This is a genomic window from Hyphomicrobium sp., assembly GCF_047600905.1.
Lineage (GTDB): Bacteria > Pseudomonadota > Alphaproteobacteria > Rhizobiales > Hyphomicrobiaceae > Hyphomicrobium_B.
Window position 1 is genome coordinate 2,550,950 of the sequence record NZ_JASGKD010000001.1, and the last position, 17,033, is coordinate 2,567,982.

Annotated in this window: 15 protein-coding genes and 1 pseudogene; 15 read left to right on the top strand and 1 reads right to left on the bottom strand. The window is 59.3% G+C overall.

Annotated elements, in window-relative coordinates; all coding sequences use genetic code 11:
• Positions 1-60 precede the first annotated feature (60 nt).
• The 14 genes from QM780_RS12220 (at position 61) to QM780_RS12285 (ending at position 14,413) form a co-directional block, all read left to right on the top strand.
• The gene (locus QM780_RS12220) at positions 61-822 is read left to right on the top strand and encodes a GntR family transcriptional regulator (protein WP_415070736.1); all 762 of its coding nucleotides are present in this window, start codon (positions 61-63) and stop codon (positions 820-822) included.
• A 58-nt stretch (positions 823-880) separates the two neighbouring features.
• A complete protein-coding gene (locus QM780_RS12225; protein WP_415070737.1) occupies positions 881-1,870 on the top strand; it encodes an ABC transporter substrate-binding protein in 990 nt (329 codons plus the stop codon).
• 76 nt (positions 1,871-1,946) lie between these two features.
• Entirely contained in the window at positions 1,947-3,038 is a 1,092-nt protein-coding gene (locus QM780_RS12230) for an ABC transporter ATP-binding protein (protein WP_415070738.1), read from the top strand.
• 10 nt (positions 3,039-3,048) lie between these two features.
• Entirely contained in the window at positions 3,049-3,957 is a 909-nt protein-coding gene (locus tag QM780_RS12235) for an ABC transporter permease (protein ID WP_415070739.1), read from the top strand.
• A gap of 8 nt (positions 3,958-3,965) precedes the next feature.
• Positions 3,966-4,760 (top strand): ABC transporter permease, encoded by a 795-nt coding sequence (locus tag QM780_RS12240; RefSeq protein WP_415070740.1) that lies wholly within the window; start codon positions 3,966-3,968, stop codon positions 4,758-4,760.
• 1 nt (position 4,761) lies between these two features.
• Complete coding sequence (locus QM780_RS12245; protein ID WP_415070741.1) at positions 4,762-6,093, top strand: glutamine synthetase family protein; 1,332 nt, start codon at positions 4,762-4,764, stop codon at positions 6,091-6,093.
• A 28-nt stretch (positions 6,094-6,121) separates the two neighbouring features.
• Positions 6,122-7,624: a flavin-containing monooxygenase gene (locus tag QM780_RS12250; protein WP_415070742.1), complete on the top strand. Its 1,503-nt coding sequence runs from the start codon at positions 6,122-6,124 to the stop codon at positions 7,622-7,624.
• Between the two features lie 262 nt (positions 7,625-7,886).
• Positions 7,887-8,297, top strand: a complete 411-nt coding sequence (locus QM780_RS12255; protein WP_415070743.1) for a hypothetical protein — start codon at positions 7,887-7,889, stop codon at positions 8,295-8,297.
• A 193-nt stretch (positions 8,298-8,490) separates the two neighbouring features.
• Positions 8,491-9,774, top strand: a complete 1,284-nt coding sequence (locus QM780_RS12260; RefSeq protein ID WP_415070744.1) for an NAD(P)/FAD-dependent oxidoreductase — start codon at positions 8,491-8,493, stop codon at positions 9,772-9,774.
• Positions 9,775-9,838: 64 nt separating this feature from the next.
• A complete protein-coding gene (locus QM780_RS12265) occupies positions 9,839-10,735 on the top strand; it encodes an ABC transporter permease (RefSeq protein ID WP_415070745.1) in 897 nt (298 codons plus the stop codon).
• Positions 10,732-11,568, top strand: a complete 837-nt coding sequence (locus QM780_RS12270; protein WP_415070746.1) for an ABC transporter permease — start codon at positions 10,732-10,734, stop codon at positions 11,566-11,568. Before QM780_RS12265 ends, QM780_RS12270 begins: the two co-directional genes overlap by 4 nt.
• Positions 11,569-11,591: 23 nt before the next feature.
• Entirely contained in the window at positions 11,592-12,656 is a 1,065-nt protein-coding gene (locus QM780_RS12275) for an ABC transporter substrate-binding protein (RefSeq protein WP_415070747.1), read from the top strand.
• A gap of 52 nt (positions 12,657-12,708) precedes the next feature.
• A complete protein-coding gene (locus QM780_RS12280; RefSeq protein WP_415070748.1) occupies positions 12,709-13,335 on the top strand; it encodes a helix-turn-helix domain-containing protein in 627 nt (208 codons plus the stop codon).
• Complete coding sequence (locus QM780_RS12285; protein ID WP_415070749.1) at positions 13,325-14,413, top strand: ABC transporter ATP-binding protein; 1,089 nt, start codon at positions 13,325-13,327, stop codon at positions 14,411-14,413. Before QM780_RS12280 ends, QM780_RS12285 begins: the two co-directional genes overlap by 11 nt.
• On the opposite strand, the gene QM780_RS12290 is transcribed toward QM780_RS12285, so the two are convergent.
• Positions 14,410-15,210 (bottom strand): DeoR/GlpR family DNA-binding transcription regulator, encoded by an 801-nt coding sequence (locus QM780_RS12290; RefSeq protein WP_415070750.1) that lies wholly within the window; start codon positions 15,208-15,210, stop codon positions 14,410-14,412. The genes QM780_RS12285 and QM780_RS12290 overlap by 4 nt on opposite strands.
• A gap of 130 nt (positions 15,211-15,340) precedes the next feature.
• On the opposite strand from QM780_RS12290, the pseudogene QM780_RS12295 reads away from it, so the two are divergent.
• Positions 15,341-16,925: pseudogene (locus QM780_RS12295) on the top strand (amino acid permease).
• Positions 16,926-17,033 lie beyond the last annotated feature (108 nt).

The following is a 17,033-nucleotide window of genomic DNA, read 5'->3' on the forward strand; positions in this document are numbered from 1 at the left end:
GACAATATATTTTGAAGAGGCCTTTACTGCCCTCCGTCGATTGTCGCAATCGAGGTTATCGTGCCGAAGAAGAGAGAGCCGTTCCGACTGCCGCAAGCCGACGGGGAACGCGAAACGCAAGCCTCGAAGGCCTATCATGCCGTTCGCGCGATGATCCTTCGCTGCGAGCTTCAGCCGGGCTCGGTTATCAACGATCGCTATCTAATCGAGAAACTCGGCTACGGACGCACGCCTTTGCGCGAGGCATTACTGCGGCTCGCGGGAGAAAGGCTCGTGCTCTTTCAGCGCAACCAGGTGATTGAAGTCGCGCCTGTCGAAGTGTCGGAAGTCAACGATCTTTATACTTTGCGGCTGCACCTGGAGCGCCTGGCTTGGCGGCTTTGGCTGGAGGCCGCAACGAGCAAGCAGGTCAGCCGTCTTGCCCACACGTTCGACGTTGTCCCGGCTCTCGCACGCGAGGGCGACGTCGAAGGCTTGCTGCTGCTCGATTTCGAATTTCACTCGCAAGTCTACCAGGAGTGTGGAAACCCGCTGCTGACGCAGGCGCTCTACAATCTTTCAGGGCTGACGTACCGGCTCTGGTACATGACCAACACCAACGACGTGAAAGCGCAAGCGGCGACCGCGCGCTCACACGGCCCCATCATCGATGCGATTCGGCGGCGCGATGCCCGTGCTTTGGACACGGAGATCGCGCGGCATATTTCTGAAGCCTATGACGCGATCATGGACAAGTTCCGCGTCAACACGGTGAGCCGTATCGGCCAGATTCCCATCCAGCTGCTGACAAAGGAGGAAGGTAATGGACTGCGTGACGCGTAAATTACACCGTTTGGCGACAGCGGTGGTGTTGGGAAGTTTTGGTTTCTCGAGCACCGCCATGGCCGGGGGGCAACTAACGCTTCTGTGCTGGGAAGGCTATGCCGACAAAACCTTCGTAGAGCCTTTCGAAGCCGAAACCGGATGCAAGGTAAACGCCGTCTATGTCGGCACGAACGATGAGATCGTCTCGAAGGTCATGAGCGGCGGCGGTACGGCCGATCTCATTTCTCCGTCGAACGATACGACGATGCGGCTTGTGAATGCCGATGCCGTGTCGCCGATCGACGAAAGCAAGGTGCCCAATCTTGCGAACTTTCTTCCGCAATTCAAAAAGCCTGCATGGGACGTCAAGGACGACAAGCTTTGGGGCGTTCCCTACAGCTGGGGCGTCATCCGCATTATCGCCGATCCGTCCGCCGTCGATCCGTCGACGGATACGCTGGGCTTTCTCTGGGATTCAAAATACGCCGGCAAGCTTTCGGTGTGGGACGACATCGAGACCGTCTACACCGCGTCGCGCTATCTCGGATTCAAAAACACCTACGATCTGAGCGACGAACAGCTTGAGCAGGTCAAAGCCAAGCTCATCGCGATGAAGCCCAATATCCGCAAATATTGGTTCACGACCGGCGAAATGGGCACGCTCATGGAGAGCGGCGAAGTCGTCGGCGGCAATTCGTGGGAATCCACGATCGTGCAGCTGCGCGCCGCCGGCAAGAAAGTCGCCGATCTCAAGCCGAAGGAAGGCCGCGGCGGCTGGAGCGACAGTTGGATGATCGTCAAGGGAGCGGAAAGCAATCCGTGCGTCTATCCCTGGCTCAACTACATCTCGTCCGCAAAGGCTCAGGCTCTCGGCCACAAGGTGACCGGGTTCGGCTATACCAACACCAAGATGGCCGACGAGCTCGATGAAAAGACGAAAGCGGCCTACGTCGAATTGGGAATGAGCGACCCTGAAACGCTCACCAACGTCGATTGGTGGCAGCCGGTTAAACGCCGGGCGAAATATCTCGAAATCTGGAACCAGGTGAAAGCAGCGGCGCAATAAGCCGCTCACGAACTCGACGTACGCGCTGCAAGCGGCGTGCCCGACACTTAGAGCTACGATAGGACCACTGGGTGCGATGACTACTACCGGAATCGAACTTCGAAATCTTCGCAAACTCTATGAAGCTCACGGGCACGCCTCTTGGGCGGTCGACGGTGTCGATATGACAATCGGCGCAGGCAAGTTCATCACGCTTCTCGGCCCTTCCGGGTGCGGGAAGACCACGACCTTGAGAATGATCGCCGGCCTTGAAATCCCTACCTCGGGCCAAATTTTCCGCGATGGGGAGGACATAACCGACCAACCCGTTACGGATCGTGATATGCGCATGGTCTTTCAAGACTTCGCGCTGTTTCCGAACATGACGGTCGAGGAAAACGTCGCGTTCGGATTGCGCGTCAAGCGCAAGAAGGGCCAGTATTCGGAGGCGCAAATTCGACAGCGCGTCGCCGAATTCCTCGAGCTCGTGCACCTCAAGGATCACGCGCTGAAGAAGCCTCATCAGTTGTCCGGCGGCCAGAAGCAGCGGGTGTCGCTGGCACGGGCACTGGTGACAGATCCGAAGGTCGTGCTGTTCGACGAACCGCTCGGATCTCTCGATGCCAACCTTCGCAAGATTATGCAGCTCGAGCTCATCCGACTCCATCGCGAGCTCGGAAAGACCTTCGTCTACGTTACGCATGACCAGGATGAAGCCATGGCGATGAGCGACAGCATCGCGGTTATGTCGCAAGGTAAAGTCATGCAGTTCGGCACGCCGCGCGAAATTTACGACCGACCGGCCAACCGGTACGTCGCCTCATTCATCGGCCACGCGCACATCGTGAATGCGATGGTCGAAAGCCAGCAAGCGGACGCAATGACTGTTCGCCTCGAAAACGGCGACCGCGTCGGCCTGCAAGGCACTCCGACGGTCGCGCCGGGGAGCGAAGTCGGATTGATGCTACGGGCGGAGGATTTGGCATTTGCCGATGCGGGCGCGGGGGCGATCGGCGGCAAGGTCGTCGATAGCCTCTACCGCGGAGAGTACGTCGAATACGTGGTCGAACTGCTCGGCAATGCCGGTGTCGTGCACGTCCATGCGCGTACCGATTTGCCTGCCGTCGCCCATGGCACGACCGTGGCGCTGAGCGTCAACCCTACTAAGGCGCATGTGGTGGTACATTGAGATGGCGGCGATGACGACATTTGAACCCGTCGCTGAATCCGCAGCCAAGATCCGAAGCGCTCGAAGCATCGAACGCCGCAGGATGATGCTTTGGCTTTTGCCGCCGGTCGTGTGGTTCACGATCTTCATGCTGATCCCGTACGCCATGCTGCTTTACACCAGCCTTGGCCATGTCGACGATATGCGCTTCATCCCGGGATTGTCGTTCGACAATTTCGTCCGTGTTTTCACCGTCGATCCCTACCTCAGCGTCATCGTCAAATCGGCGCGGATCGGCGTGATGACGGCAGTGCTGTCGTCGATCGTTGCCTATCCGCTGGCGTTCTATCTGGCGTTTCACGTCCGTTCGTCGCGCCTGAAATTCCTGCTCTACCTGCTCGTCATCGTTCCGTGGTGGGCAAGCTATCTGGTGAAGGCGTATGCCTGGAAGACGATTCTCGGTTCCGGCGGCATCTTGAACGTCGGCCTGCAGAATCTCGGCTTGGTGCACGAGCCCGTCCGGCTTTTTCTCTATAACGAATTCAGTGTCGTCATGACGCTGACATACATTTTCACGCCATTCGCGGTGCTATCGATCTATGCGCAGCTCGAGCGCGTGCCGACGTCGCTGATCGAAGCGGCGCGCAATCTGGGCGCCGACGGCTGGATGATTTTCTGGCGCATCATCCTGCCGATCAGCGTTCCTGGTATCATCGCCGGTGCCATCATCACGTTCTCGCTGGCATTCGGCGATTTCGTCGCTCCGGTTCTCGTCGGTGGCCCGGACTCGGTGATGATTTCCAATGTGGTCATCAACCTTCTCGGCGTGGCCTTCGACTGGCCGATGGCCGCGGCGATCGGGCTCGTCATCATCACCCTCGGGCTATTGCTGATCTCGGCGTCGGGATGGCTCGAAGAAAAAACTCAAACGCGATTCTGAGAGATATCATGCGCGCTTTTGGCAATCGTCCGCTCGTGACTGCCTTGGCCATGTCGGTGTTGGCATTTCTCTATGCGCCGATACTGGTGATGATGATCTTTTCGTTCAACGACAGCCAGTATACCGGTCTGCCGTTCAACGGAGTGACGCTTCGCTGGTACCACGAACTGTTCCAGGACGATCAGATGCTGAGATCGATTTGGAACAGCGTGTTCGTCGGCGTCGGCGTTGTCATCATAAGTGTTTTGTTCGGCGTTCCCGCCGCGATCGCCTTGGATCGATATGACTTTCCCGGCAAGGGCCTGTTCCGGCGCATCGTGATGCTGCCCATCGTCCTGCCTGGCATCATTACCGGCATCGCGCTGCTCGGGTTTTATATCTCGCTTCACTTTCGTCTGTCGCTTTACACGATCATGCTCGGCCAGGGCACGGCGTTGATGTGCGTGACCATTACGGAAGTGTTCGCCCGTCTCCAGCAATTGGGGAGAAGCCAGGCGGAGGCCGCGGCCAATCTTGGTGCCAACGACTGGGAAGTCTTTCGTCACGTGACGCTTCCGAGTATTCGCTCGGCCCTGTTCGGCGCGATGCTGATCGCGTTTTCGATCTCTTTCGACGAGATCGCCGTGACGTTCCTGCTCACGGGTCGCGAGAATACCCTACCCATGACGCTGTGGTCTCTGCTGCGCCGCGAGGTGACGCCCGAAGTCAATGCCGTCGCCACGCTCGTCGTCGTTCTGTCGATCATTTTCATCGTCGCGGGAATGTACTCGTCGCGCGGGCACGCGAATGAAAGGGAGATCTGAAATGAGACTTGAGGAAGTCCGCGATATCATAACAAGAGAAGACCTGAAGACGGTCATCATCGCGGCAACCGATGCGGCGGGCGTCCTGCGCGGCAAGCGGCTAACGGTTCCTTACTTCTATCATGCCGTCGAATCCGGCCTGCACTTCGCTTCGTTTCTGATGGGAACGACGACGATGGACGAGGTTCTACCGGGACTGTTCGACACCGGCATTCCCGACGTCAAAGGCGTGATCGACCTCTCCACTTTTCGCGTGGCGCCGTGGGAGCCCAATACCGCGATCGTTCTGATGGATTGGACGATGCCCGACGGATCTCCGCATCCGCTGTGTCCGCGTTCGATGCTGAAACGGAAAGTCGCCGAAGCCAAAACGATGGGATACAGCGCATCGGCCAGCCTCGAACTTGAGTTTTACCTGCTGCCGGTTTCGATCGCGGAGGTTCGGAAAGGCAAATGGTCGGATATAGAGCCGGCGTCTCGCGACATTCACTGCTATTCGATTCTCGAAGGCCATTATTGGGAATCGATCGTCGGGAAATTGCGCGATTGCTTCCCCAACGAGATCGAAGGATGTCTGCCTGAATGGGGACAAGGCCAGTTCGAGGTCAACCTTCATCATTCCGATCCGGTGAAGATGGCAGACACCTCGGTGATGCTGAAGCTCGCCGCCAAGCAGATTGCATCGCAGGCCGGCGCAACAGCAACGTTCATGGCGAAATTCCGGGAAGATCTGTCGGGATGCTCGGGCCACATTCATGTGAGCCTGCAGAAGTCCGACACCGGCGAGGCCATCTTCTTTAATGCCGAAAAGCCGTTGCGCCTCAGCGATACCTTCCTCAACTTCGTGGCCGGCAATATCGATGTATTCGGCTCTTCGATGATCTTCTACGCGCCAAACGTCAATTCGTATAAGCGCCTGCAGTCGATGACATTCGCCGGAACGACGCGGAACTGGGGTGTCGACAATCGGACGGTGGGCTTCAGGGCGATCAACGAGACGCCCAAGAGTACGCGCCTGGAAGTGCGCATGGGCGGCGCTGATATGAATCCCTACTACGGGCTGTCGGTTGCGCTTGGATCGGGACTGCGCGGCATTCGCTTGGGCCTGACGCCGCCTCCGGCCGCGAGCGGCAACGCTTATGAGGACAATGTCGAGAAAGTTCCCACGACGTTGTCGGCGGCGGTCGCGCGGGCACAAGGGGACACCGCGATCCGCGAGGTCCTGTCACCCGAAGTCGTCGAGAATGTTCTACGCATCGCGGATTTCGAGCTGGGCGTATTCGAACGCACCGTGACCGACCTCGAGCGGCGCCGGTACATGGAAACCGTCTAGGCGGCGAGTACACGAGAAAGCAAATTCAATGAATATCGAAGTGCAGCCCCAAACGGGGACAGCCGATGACGTTCAGTATTTCGACGTCATCATCGTGGGAGCCGGCATATCCGGCATTGGCAGCGCGCATTATCTGAAAAAGGATTGCCCGCAGCTTTCGTACTTGCTGCTCGAAACGCAGGAGACGTTCGGCGGAACGTGGCACACGCACCGCTATCCCGGCATTCGGTCCGATAGCGATCTTTATACCTTCGGCTTTAGTTTCAAGCCGTGGGTGGAGGCGCCTGTGGCCACCGCTGACCGCATCCTCGCCTATTTGACCGCAGTCATCCAAGAAGACGATCTCGAAAAGCACATTCGTTATCGCCATCGCGTCCTGTCGGCAAACTGGGACAGCAAGCGGAAGCGGTGGAACCTCGCGGTTCGAAACGAGCAGTCCGGCGAAACGGTTCGCTTCGAGACCAACTTTCTCTGGATGTGCCAGGGATACTACAGGCACGACGAAGGCTACACGCCGGACTGGCCGGGCATCGACGACTTCAAAGGCCAGATCGTCCACCCGCAGACATGGCCTTCCGATCTTGATTACGAGGGCAAGAATATCCTCGTGATCGGCTCTGGCGCGACGGCTGCAACTCTTGTTCCCGCGATTGCCGACAAGGCGGGACACGTCACGATGCTGCAGAGGTCTCCGACCTATTTCAATCCCGGCACCAATGCCGACGCGCTCGCCGATCAGCTGCGCGCGCTGGAAATCGACGAAAATTGGATTCACGCGATCGTGCGGAAAAAACTGCTCAAGGAGCAGGAGGGAAGACTTTCGCGCGCGCAAAACGAGCCCGATGTCGTCGCGAAGGAAATGATCGCAGCGGTCCAAGCGCATCTTGGGCCATCGGTCGATATTGCCACGCACTTCACGCCTCGCTACCGGCCCTGGCAGCAGCGGGTGGCGTTCATTCCGGAAGGAGACTTTTTCGAGCCGTTCCGAAAGGGCAAAGCATCCATCGTCACCGACAGAATTCGAAAGTTCACGGCGGAAGGCGTGGAATTGGAATCGGGCCGGGCCGTCGCGGCCGATATCATCGTCACCGCGACAGGGTTCCGCCTGTGTGTGCTGGGAGACATTGCGTTCTCGATCGACGGCGCGGCTTTGAACCTCGCCGATACCGTCACTTACCACGGCATGATGTTCACGGGCGTTCCCAATCTCGTTTGGGTGTTTGGCTATTTCCGCTCAAGCTGGACGCTTCGCGTGGAGCTCATTGCAGAATTCGTCTGCCGTCTCCTCAATCACATGCGCGCCATCGGCAAGGAGATGGTGACGACCGAACTGCGCCCACAAGATAAAGACGAGCCGCAACTGCCCTGGATCGACGATGATAACTTCAACCCGGGCTATCTCATGCGCGACATGCACCTGATGCCGAAGCGGCTCAACAAGCCGGAGTGGCAGCATACGCAGGACTATTTCGCAGAGTGCATCCGGCTGCCGCAAATCAGCTTCTCGGATCCCGCCTTTCATTTTTCATAAGGCTTCGCGGCGCGTCGACCTCACTAATTTACGATGACGCCGCGGCTCCGGCGGCGCGATGCAGGACTTTGCTCCAGCAGCATGTCGACGAGCATCAAAGAAAAGTGAACAATTTCATCGAACAAGTTCACTTTTATTGAGCCCGCTCGGCCATATGTGAGATCTACGCGATCTAGAGCCAAGCTTGCGAGATGCTTGAGACGGGGCGCACGCAGGATTTCGGGTCGCGGATGTCAAACCATCCAGACACGGAGACTCCGATATGCCTCGTCTGAAAATCACAAGCGCCGCCGCAGTCGCATCTATTTTGCTGCTCGGCTTGCCAATCTCGGCCTATGCGTTGGTCGATGACTCCACGAGCATGGTTTCACAAACGCCGCCCTCGGTGATCGTGTTCAATCAGAAGCCCAAAGAGGGCGAAATCAACGTCACTTACGCCTACCTGCCGTCGGCTGGGCATCTTGTCATTCACGGCTCGAATAGCTCAGGAAAAGCCAATGACTCGGTTATCGGCAGCACGAAGCTTGATGCGGGTGCGCACAACAACGTCACTGTGAAGCTCGACAAGAATGTCGCCGACGGGACGTCTCTGTGGGCGTCGCTGACCAATGCGGATAAGCGGCCATTCTGGAAAACGTCGCTGCCGCTGCAGAACGAGTTCCTGATCAAGTAATACGCGGCGATTGCCGGACACGAATGTAACTTCGACAAATGCGCCGGGATGGCATGCGCCCGGCGCATTTTTTGATTGCCGAGCGAAATCGTCGTTTGTGGCCGAAACCTGCGATCTTGTTCGGCGCTTTACAATCTTTCATAAAAATGAAAATCTTACCTCTCGCTTCATTCACCACGAGGGTGCGAACATCGTGACCGCTTTCACGCCTGTCTCCGCTTGGACCGAAGCTCCCGCGCCGGCGATTCCGGCCGATCCGCTTCAATCCAACGAAAGCTGCGATTTGGCGATCGTCGGCGGCGGAATCCTGGGGCTCAGTTCAGGTCTTCATGCGGCGCGGCAAGGGCAGGCGGTGCGGATCGTCGATGCGGCCGGCGTGGGAGATCGCGCATCGGGGCTCAATGGCGGACAGGTGATCGCCAGTCTCAAATACGATCCCGATTGGCTCATCGCCCATTTCGGCGAGAAGCGCGGCGGGGCGCTGGCGCAGTTCGCGGCATCGACGGCCGACGCCGTCTTCGAACTGATCACGCGCGAGAAGCTTGCTGTTCCGCGCGAGGCGCGGGGTTGGATACAGGCGGCGCATTCGGAAGCGGCCATGCGGGCGGCAGAGACACGCGCCAAACAATGGATCGCCCACGGCGTGCCCGCGAAGATCCTCAACGTCGAGGACGTCACGCGACTAACGGGCGCAAAGGGCTATCTCGGCGGATGGTTCGATCCCAGAGGTGGAGCTATCCAACCGTTCGCTTACACGCGGGAACTCGCGCGCATCGGCACAGCAGCGGGCGTTCGCATTGCAGAAAACACGCGAATCCGGCGGTTACAGCGAGAAAACGCTGCCTGGGTACTCGAAGCATCCGACGGAAAAATGCTGCGCGCCAAGACCGTGATCGTTGCAACGAATGCGTATGCCGATGCGCTCGTCCCCGGACTCGCGCGAACATTGCTGCCGTTGCATTCCTTCCAGATCGCGACCGAGCCGCTATCCGAGACCATCTTGGCCTCGATCCTGCCGGAGGGCCAAGTCGTCTCGGATTCGCGACGCATCGTCGTCTATTATCGCCGGGGACCGAACCGGCGCATGCTGCTGGGCGGGCGCGGATCGATGTCGGAGCCCACGGATCCGAAAGCCTGGGCACATCTCGAACACGCGCTGAAGCGGCTCTATCCAGCGCTTTCCGACGCGAAAATCGAAAAGCGCTGGTTCGGCCATGTCGCGATGACGCTCGATCATCTTCCACATGTGCACGAACCGGAGCCCGGGTTGATCATTGCGGCCGGCTGCCAGGGGCGTGGCGTCGGCTTGATGACGGCGCTCGGGCCTCGGCTCGTCGATTATCTTGCGACCCGCGACGCGGAGCGAATTCCGTTTCCTATCACGCCGATACGGCCAATCCCGTTTCACGCATTCCGCAACATCGGCATCAGCGCCGCGATCGCATGGTACCGGCTGGTGGACATGCTTGAACGCTAAGGTTCAGGCGATTGACATTTTCGTAATTGTGAAAAACTATGTCCAAAGTTCAGGATTCAAAGTTATGAGCGTTTCCGCCGACACTGATTGCGCGATTCCGGCGGCCTCGGAGCGGCATCGTCGGCTGTTCCAGTTCGGCATGTCGGCTCCCGGCGCGTTGGCGACATCGATCCTGGTCCTGTTCGCGCTCGGCGTCGTGCTGTTTCTGAGCTTCAGGACCAACGACGGCTCGCTGTTGGGCGGCGCATTCACGCTCGAGAATTTCGTCGGCGCCTTGTCCGATCCGCTTTACGCGACGGTCATTCTAAGGTCGCTCGCGATTGCGGGCTTCGTGACGCTAGCAACGGTGATGACCGCTTACCCCGTTGCTTATTATCTGGCGTTTCATGCCGGAAAGCATCGCGGCCTGCTGCTCTTCATCGTGACGCTGCCGTTCTGGACGAGCTATCTGCTGCGCGTCTTTGCCTGGAAAGTCGTGCTTGCCTACAACGGCGTTCTCAACTCCGCGCTGCTGACCACGGGCATCACGTCAGAGCCCATTCTGGCGTTTCTCAATACGCCGTTGGCCGTCGTCGTCACGCTCGCTCATGCGTATGCGGCCTTTGCGATCCTGCCGATTTATGTGGCGCTCGAGAACGTGCCGAAATCGTTGATCGAAGCAGCGGAAGATCTCGGCGCGCGGCCGTGGACGATTTTCCGCCGCGTCATCCTGCCGATTTCGATGCCCGGCGTATTGGGCGCCGCCCTCGTCGTCTTCGTGCCGACGGTCGGCGACTACGTGACGCCGGCGCTGGTCGGCGGCCCCAACAGCACGATGATCGGCTCGATGATCCAGGCGCAATTCGGCAAAGCCAACGATTGGCCGTTCGGCGCCGCGCTGTCCGTGATCGTAATGCTCGTCATCCTCGCCGTGGTTCTTATCGCACGGTTCGCCGACCGGCGTTTCGGGAGCCGGACATGAACGGGCTCGCCTCCAGGAATGCGACGTGGCTCAGAGGCTATCTCATCGCCTATGTCGTGTTTCTTTATCTGCCGATCGCGATCATCCCGATTTTTTCATTCAACAACTCAATCCAGGCGGCGTTTCCGCTCTCGGGCTTCACGTTCGAATGGTATCGAAGCCTGCTCGACAATGAAAATCTGCATCGTGCCTTCGAGACGAGCCTGATCGTGGGCCTGGCGGCAGCGTTTCTCGCAACCGCAATCGGCGTTACCGTCGGCTACATGGAGATCGCTGGCGGGGACCGGGTTTCTCGCGCGATTTCGGCGCTTGCGCGGCTTCCCATTCTCATACCCGGCGTCATCGTCGGAATTGCCCTGCTCATTCTCGTCAATCTTGCTGGACTTGGTCCGTCGCGGATCGCCATCATCCTGGGGCACACTCTGGTCGCGCTGCCCACTGCCGTCGTCATCATGCGCAGCCGCTTTCAGTCGCTACCCAGAAGCTTCAGCGAAGTGGCGATGGATCTCGGCGCGCACGAATGGACGACGTTCCGGCGCATCATCCTGCCGCTTGCCGCGCCCGCAATTGCCTCGTCGTTCATGCTGTCGTTCCTGACGTCTTTCGATGAATTCATCGTCGCGTTCTTCCTTTCAGGAACGGAGCCGACGCTGCCGCTGTTCGTGTGGGGACAACTTCGTTTTCCGAAAGCGCTTCCGAGCGTCATGGCGCTTGGCACCGTCATTCTTCTTGTTTCGATCGTCATTGCGACGAGCGCTGAAATCATCCGCCGGCGCGGTGGCGGGCGCGACGATCTACCGGTCACTGCCAAAGGAAATCTGCCGATTTCTTGAACATAACCAGGGAGTATCAAGTCATGCAGGGAAATAGATCGCGAAAAATTCTGCAGAGAGCTGCCGGCTTTCTGTCATTCGTTACGGCGCTGGCCGCGCCTGCACTCGCCGCCGACAAGCTGACGTATTTCACCTGGTCCGGCTACGAATTGCCGGCTTTCAACAAGAGCTTCCTCACCGCGCATCCGGACGGCGTCGACATCTCGGTCTTCAGCGACGACGACGAGGCCTTCACCAAGGTGAAAGCGGGCTTCCATCCCGATCTGGCACATCCCTGCTACGACAAGATCGCGCGCTGGAACAAGGAAGGCTTGCTGCAGCCGATCGACACCAAGCGCATCAAAAACTGGGACACGATTTTCCCGGTGTTCAAAGATCTTCCCGACATCCAAGCCGGAGACGGCAAAGTGTGGATGGTGCCCTGGGACTGGGGCAATACCTCGATCCTCTATCGGACGGATCTCGTGAAAGATCCCGCACCCTCGTGGAACCTGCTGTGGGATAAAACCTACGCGGGGCGCATCGCGACAATCGACGCCGTCCATGACACGCCCGTCGTTGCTGCCATCATGGCTGGCGTCAATCCGTTCGACATGTCGGCCGCGGACGTCGAGAAAGTTGCGGCGAAGCTGCGCGAACAGCGACCGCTGCTACGTTCCTATACGACGGACATGACGTCGGTCGAGCAGTCGCTCGCGAGCGGAGAACTGGTCGCGGCAATGACGTGGAACGCTTCGGCGACCACATTGAAGAAACAAGGCGTCAAGGTCGAGTTCATGAAGCCGAAGGAAGGCATGCTGACTTGGGCGTGCGGATTCGTGATGTTGAAGGATGCGAAGAACGTCGATCTCGCCTACGACTTCATCAATAGCCGGCTCGAAGGCGATTCCGGCAAGGAGCTCATCACGCAATACGGCTACGGCAGCGCATCGAGCGCGGCGTTCGCCCTCGTTCCGAAAGAAGAACTGGATCGACTGCAGCTTCCATCCGACCCCAACGTCGTGCTGAAGAGCACGGTTTTCACCGGGCCGATGAAGCAGAATGACGACCTCGCCAAGATGTTCGAGAAAGTGAAGGCCGGCGGCTGATCGCCGTCAGTCCAGTATCGCAATGCCGGATTTTCAGAGAAAGGCAACGCACGTGGGGCGCACGAAGACAACGAAAGCACGCGAGGACGCGTTAGATCCGTCTCCGTCGGAGGCTGACGTCCGTCTCGGCCGACGTATTCGCGCGCTCCGGCTCGAACGGAAACTCGGCATCACGGAAGTGGCTCAGCGCGCCAACATATCGGTGGGGGCGCTGAGCCAGATCGAACGCGGGTTGACCTCGCTCAGGATCCGCGTGCTGTGGCCGCTGGCGGCGGCGCTCGGTGTCGAGCCGCACAGTCTTCTTGCCGACGACGAAGGTAAGAACGGCGATCTTTATGTGGTTCGCGCCGCCAGCCGAAAGGATGTTCCGGTTCGCTCCGACGGAATGCGCAAAGAGCTGCTATCACCTCCGGGCTCTGTGCTTACAGGGCTGCTCGTGCACGTCGAAGCCGGTGGTGGCACCGGCGAATCCTACAGTCATGCCGGCTACGAGTTCGGTCTGGTAAAGAAAGGCCAGGTCGAGCTGACGATCGATAGCGTCGTCTATCTTCTGAAGACGGGCGACAGCTTTGCGTTCAAGAGCACGCTGAAGCACTCGTTCCGCAACGGCGGCAAGGAAAAGTGCGAAATCGTCTGGATCAATACCACCAAGGCGACCGAGATTCGTCATGGCGAATGATCCGCTGCTGCGTCTCGACGGAGTTTCCAAAGTTTTCGACAACGGCACGATCGGTCTCGACAACGTCACGCTCGACATCGCGCATGGAGAGTTCGTCAGTCTTCTCGGCCCGTCAGGATGCGGCAAGACCACCAGCCTGCGAGTGATGGCAGGTTTCGAGGAACCGACGAGCGGACGCGTGCTTCTCGATGGGGCCGATATAACGGCGTTGCGTCCCTACGACCGGCCGCTCAATACCGTGTTCCAGGATTACGCGCTTTTTCCGCATATGAACGTCGCGGAGAACGTCGGTTTCGGCTTGTCGCTACGCAAGCTTTCGCGGGGGGAGACTGACAAGAAAGTAAAGGAGGCGCTCGAACTGGTCGGCCTCGGCGACAAGATCTACGCGCGCGTATCGAACTTATCCGGCGGCCAGCGTCAGCGCGTCGCCCTTGCACGTGCGCTGGTCTGCTCGCCGCGCGTTCTTCTGCTCGACGAACCGCTGTCTGCGCTCGACGCCAACCTGCGTGAGCAAATGCAGATTGAGTTGAAGCGGCTGCAATCGCGGCTTGGCACGACGTTCGTCATGGTCACCCACGATCAGGGCGAGGCGCTGTCGATCTCAGATCGCATCGTCGTGCTCAACCGTGGAAAGATCGAGCAGATCGCCTCCCCGGCTGAGCTTTACGATGCACCGGCGACGCGGTTCGTCGCCGACTTCATCGGGTCAATGAATGTTCTCGATGCCGAGATTGTGGAAGTGACGCCCGAAGGCGCACGCGTCGCGGCCGGAGCAATGATTATCGATGTTCCGGCCGACTGCGCGCGTGGGGCGCTGCAACGGGGTGCATCCGCTTACGTGTGCCTGCGTCCGGAAGAGCTTACCGTCGATGCGGTTGCGTCGGAACGGACGGTCGCCGCGCAGGTCACATCAACGGTCTTCTACGGTCCGTTGCTTCGACTGTTCGTGGAAATCGCCGACGGACAGAAACTGATGATCGACTTGGGCCGACGGCGATCGAGCGAGACGTTCGAAAACGGCGCCACCGTTCATGTCAGTCCTGTTCGCGGTGCGGGCCGCATCCTCGGAAAGACCTAAGGCAGATGGTGGGCTTCGGCGGGCTCACGGGCCAGGATCAGCTCAGTCGTTGCATCCGCCAAAGCGCCGACAATTTCCGGCGGAGGATTGGAGTCGGTCACAATGCGGGCAATGGCGTCGAACGCTGCGATCTTGAGGAGACCGCCGCGGCCGAATTTCGATGCGTCGGCGAGCACCGTCACCGAGCGCGACTGCGCGATCATCGCGCGCGCGACATCGGCTTCTCGAACGTCGAAATCGAAAATGCCCGAGGTTTCAACGGACCCGACCGCAAGAACGGCATGAATAGCGTGAAAGCGCTCGATCTGCTCGACCGCAAGCGGCCCAAGATTTTCCGTTCCGTCGGCGCGATACTCGCCACCGATCAGGTATGTTGAGTTCGACGGGCTGCGCGCAGCGAGTGCAGCGATGGCGGTCGAATTGGTAATCACCGTCAGGCCGCTCGCAGACGACAGTTCCTCCGCGAACCACAACGTCGTCGTTCCGGTATCGACGAAAAGAGTGTCGCCCGGCTGAAAGAGTGCGATCGCGCGGCGCGCAATTGCCCGCTTGGCGTCAGCGTTCTCCTGCAGGCGACCCTGAAACGAGCCTTCAACATCGACATCGGCGAGCCTCGGCTCGGCGACCGTGGCACCGCCGTGAATTTTGCGGACGCGGCCGCGCTCGGCGAGATCGGTGAGGTCGCGGCGAATGGTTTCCCGTGAGGTTCCAAGGAGTTCAGCCAACGCATCGACTGTCACGCGCTCGCGCGCGCGTACGACCTGTTCGATCCGCTGACGTCGTAAATTAGGACGCATAGGTCCTGCCCGTTCGGTCATTTTATTTGACTGTTCACCTAAGATGTCGGAGCATATAAACAAATTCGTTGCCCGAATGGGCAAATTTTCGTCCCACTGATCCGGTCCCATTTGCAACTGGGGGTTGAGCATGACGCACGATGAAGACACTAAAGTTCTTCACTCGATGGGCTACGCGCAAGAACTGTCGCGGCGCATGGGTGGATTTTCGAATTTCGCCATCTCGTTTTCGATCATCTGCATCCTTGCGGGCGGCATTACGTCGTTCCCCCTCGCTATGGCAACAGGCGGCGCATTCCAAGCGACGATCGGCTGGATCGTGGGCGGCCTGTTCGCGCTTCTGGTTGCGACCTGCCTTGGGCAGATCGCGTCGGCTTATCCGACTGCGGGTGCGCTCTATCACTGGTCTTCGATCCTCGGCGGTCGCGGCTGGGGATGGGCAACGGCGTGGATCAATCTCCTCGGTCTCATCTTCGTGGTGGCGTCGGTTGACGTCGGCGTGTGGCAGCTGTTTCGCGATCTCGTCGTCTCCGGTGTCTTTCACATCGACGTGACGCCGTGGACTGCACTGTCGACTGATCCGCTACCCGCAGGCATGACGATCGATCAGGTCAACGCCAACAACGATCACGCCTACTACGTGCAGGTCGCGGCTGTGAGTGCCATCGTAATCGCGCAGGCGCTCGTCAATCATTTCGGCATCAAGCTAACGACGCTGCTGACCGACTTCTCGGGCTACCTGATCCTTGTCGTCGCCGTTATCCTGACGCTGATGTTCTTCGTCTGGGGTGCCGGCAACTGGTCGCACGCATTCACATTCGCGAACAATACGGGCGATGCTGGCGGCGGATATGTGCCCGCGGCGCGCACGGCGATTGTGGCATTCCTGGTCGGCCTGCTCTACCCGCTCTATACGATCACAGGCTTTGATGCTTCCGCGCACACTTCCGAGGAAACCAATGATGCCCGCCGTAGCGTGCCACGCGGCATGATCCACTCGGTGTTCTGGTCGCTGGTGTTCGGCTTCGTTATGGCGCTGTCGTTCATCGTCGCTAGTCCGGATCTGGCCGCGACCGCAAAGGACGGTGCGGCGGCTTGGTTCAATCTGTTCAACAACCTGCCGGCTCCGACGCCGCTGAAGGACCTGATCGCGATCTGCATTGTGCTTGCGAACTTCATCTGCGCCCTTGCGGGCCTGACGTCGACCTCGCGCATGGTCTACGCCTTCGCGCGTGACGGCGGCCTTCCCGGCTCCAGCCTGTGGAAGCAGGTCAGCCCGCAGTGGCGAACGCCGGTGCCTGCGATCTGGCTGGCAGCGGTCCTGTCGGTGCTGGCGACGCTTTACTCGCCTGCCTTCGCCGCTCTCGCGGCCGGGTGCGCGCTCTTCCTTTATGTTTCTTACGCGATGCCGATTGCGGCGGGTCTCTTCGCCGAGGGCAAGACGTGGACGGACTTCGGACCGTTCCGGCTTGGCGCATTTTCGAAGCCGATGGCGGTTCTTGTCATCATCGGCACCTTCATCCTGGCATATGCCGGCATCCAGCCTCCGTTCGATATCCTGATCAACTATGCACTGGGTCTGTTGGTGCTGCTGATCGTGCTGTGGTTCGGAATTGAGTTCGCGCCGCTTCAAGGGCCCACCAATCGGCGCCGAGATTGCGAAGCGCCAAGCCGAGATCGCTGCCGCCGAGCGGGCGGTGGGCGAGACTGCGTAACTGACACGCGTTTGATGCCGTGGGCACTCGTGTCCACGGCATTTCTATTTCCGTTTCGGCGTTGGCTCCGCCGAATGGCAAAGGACGAAAGCAAATGTCGATCGCGGA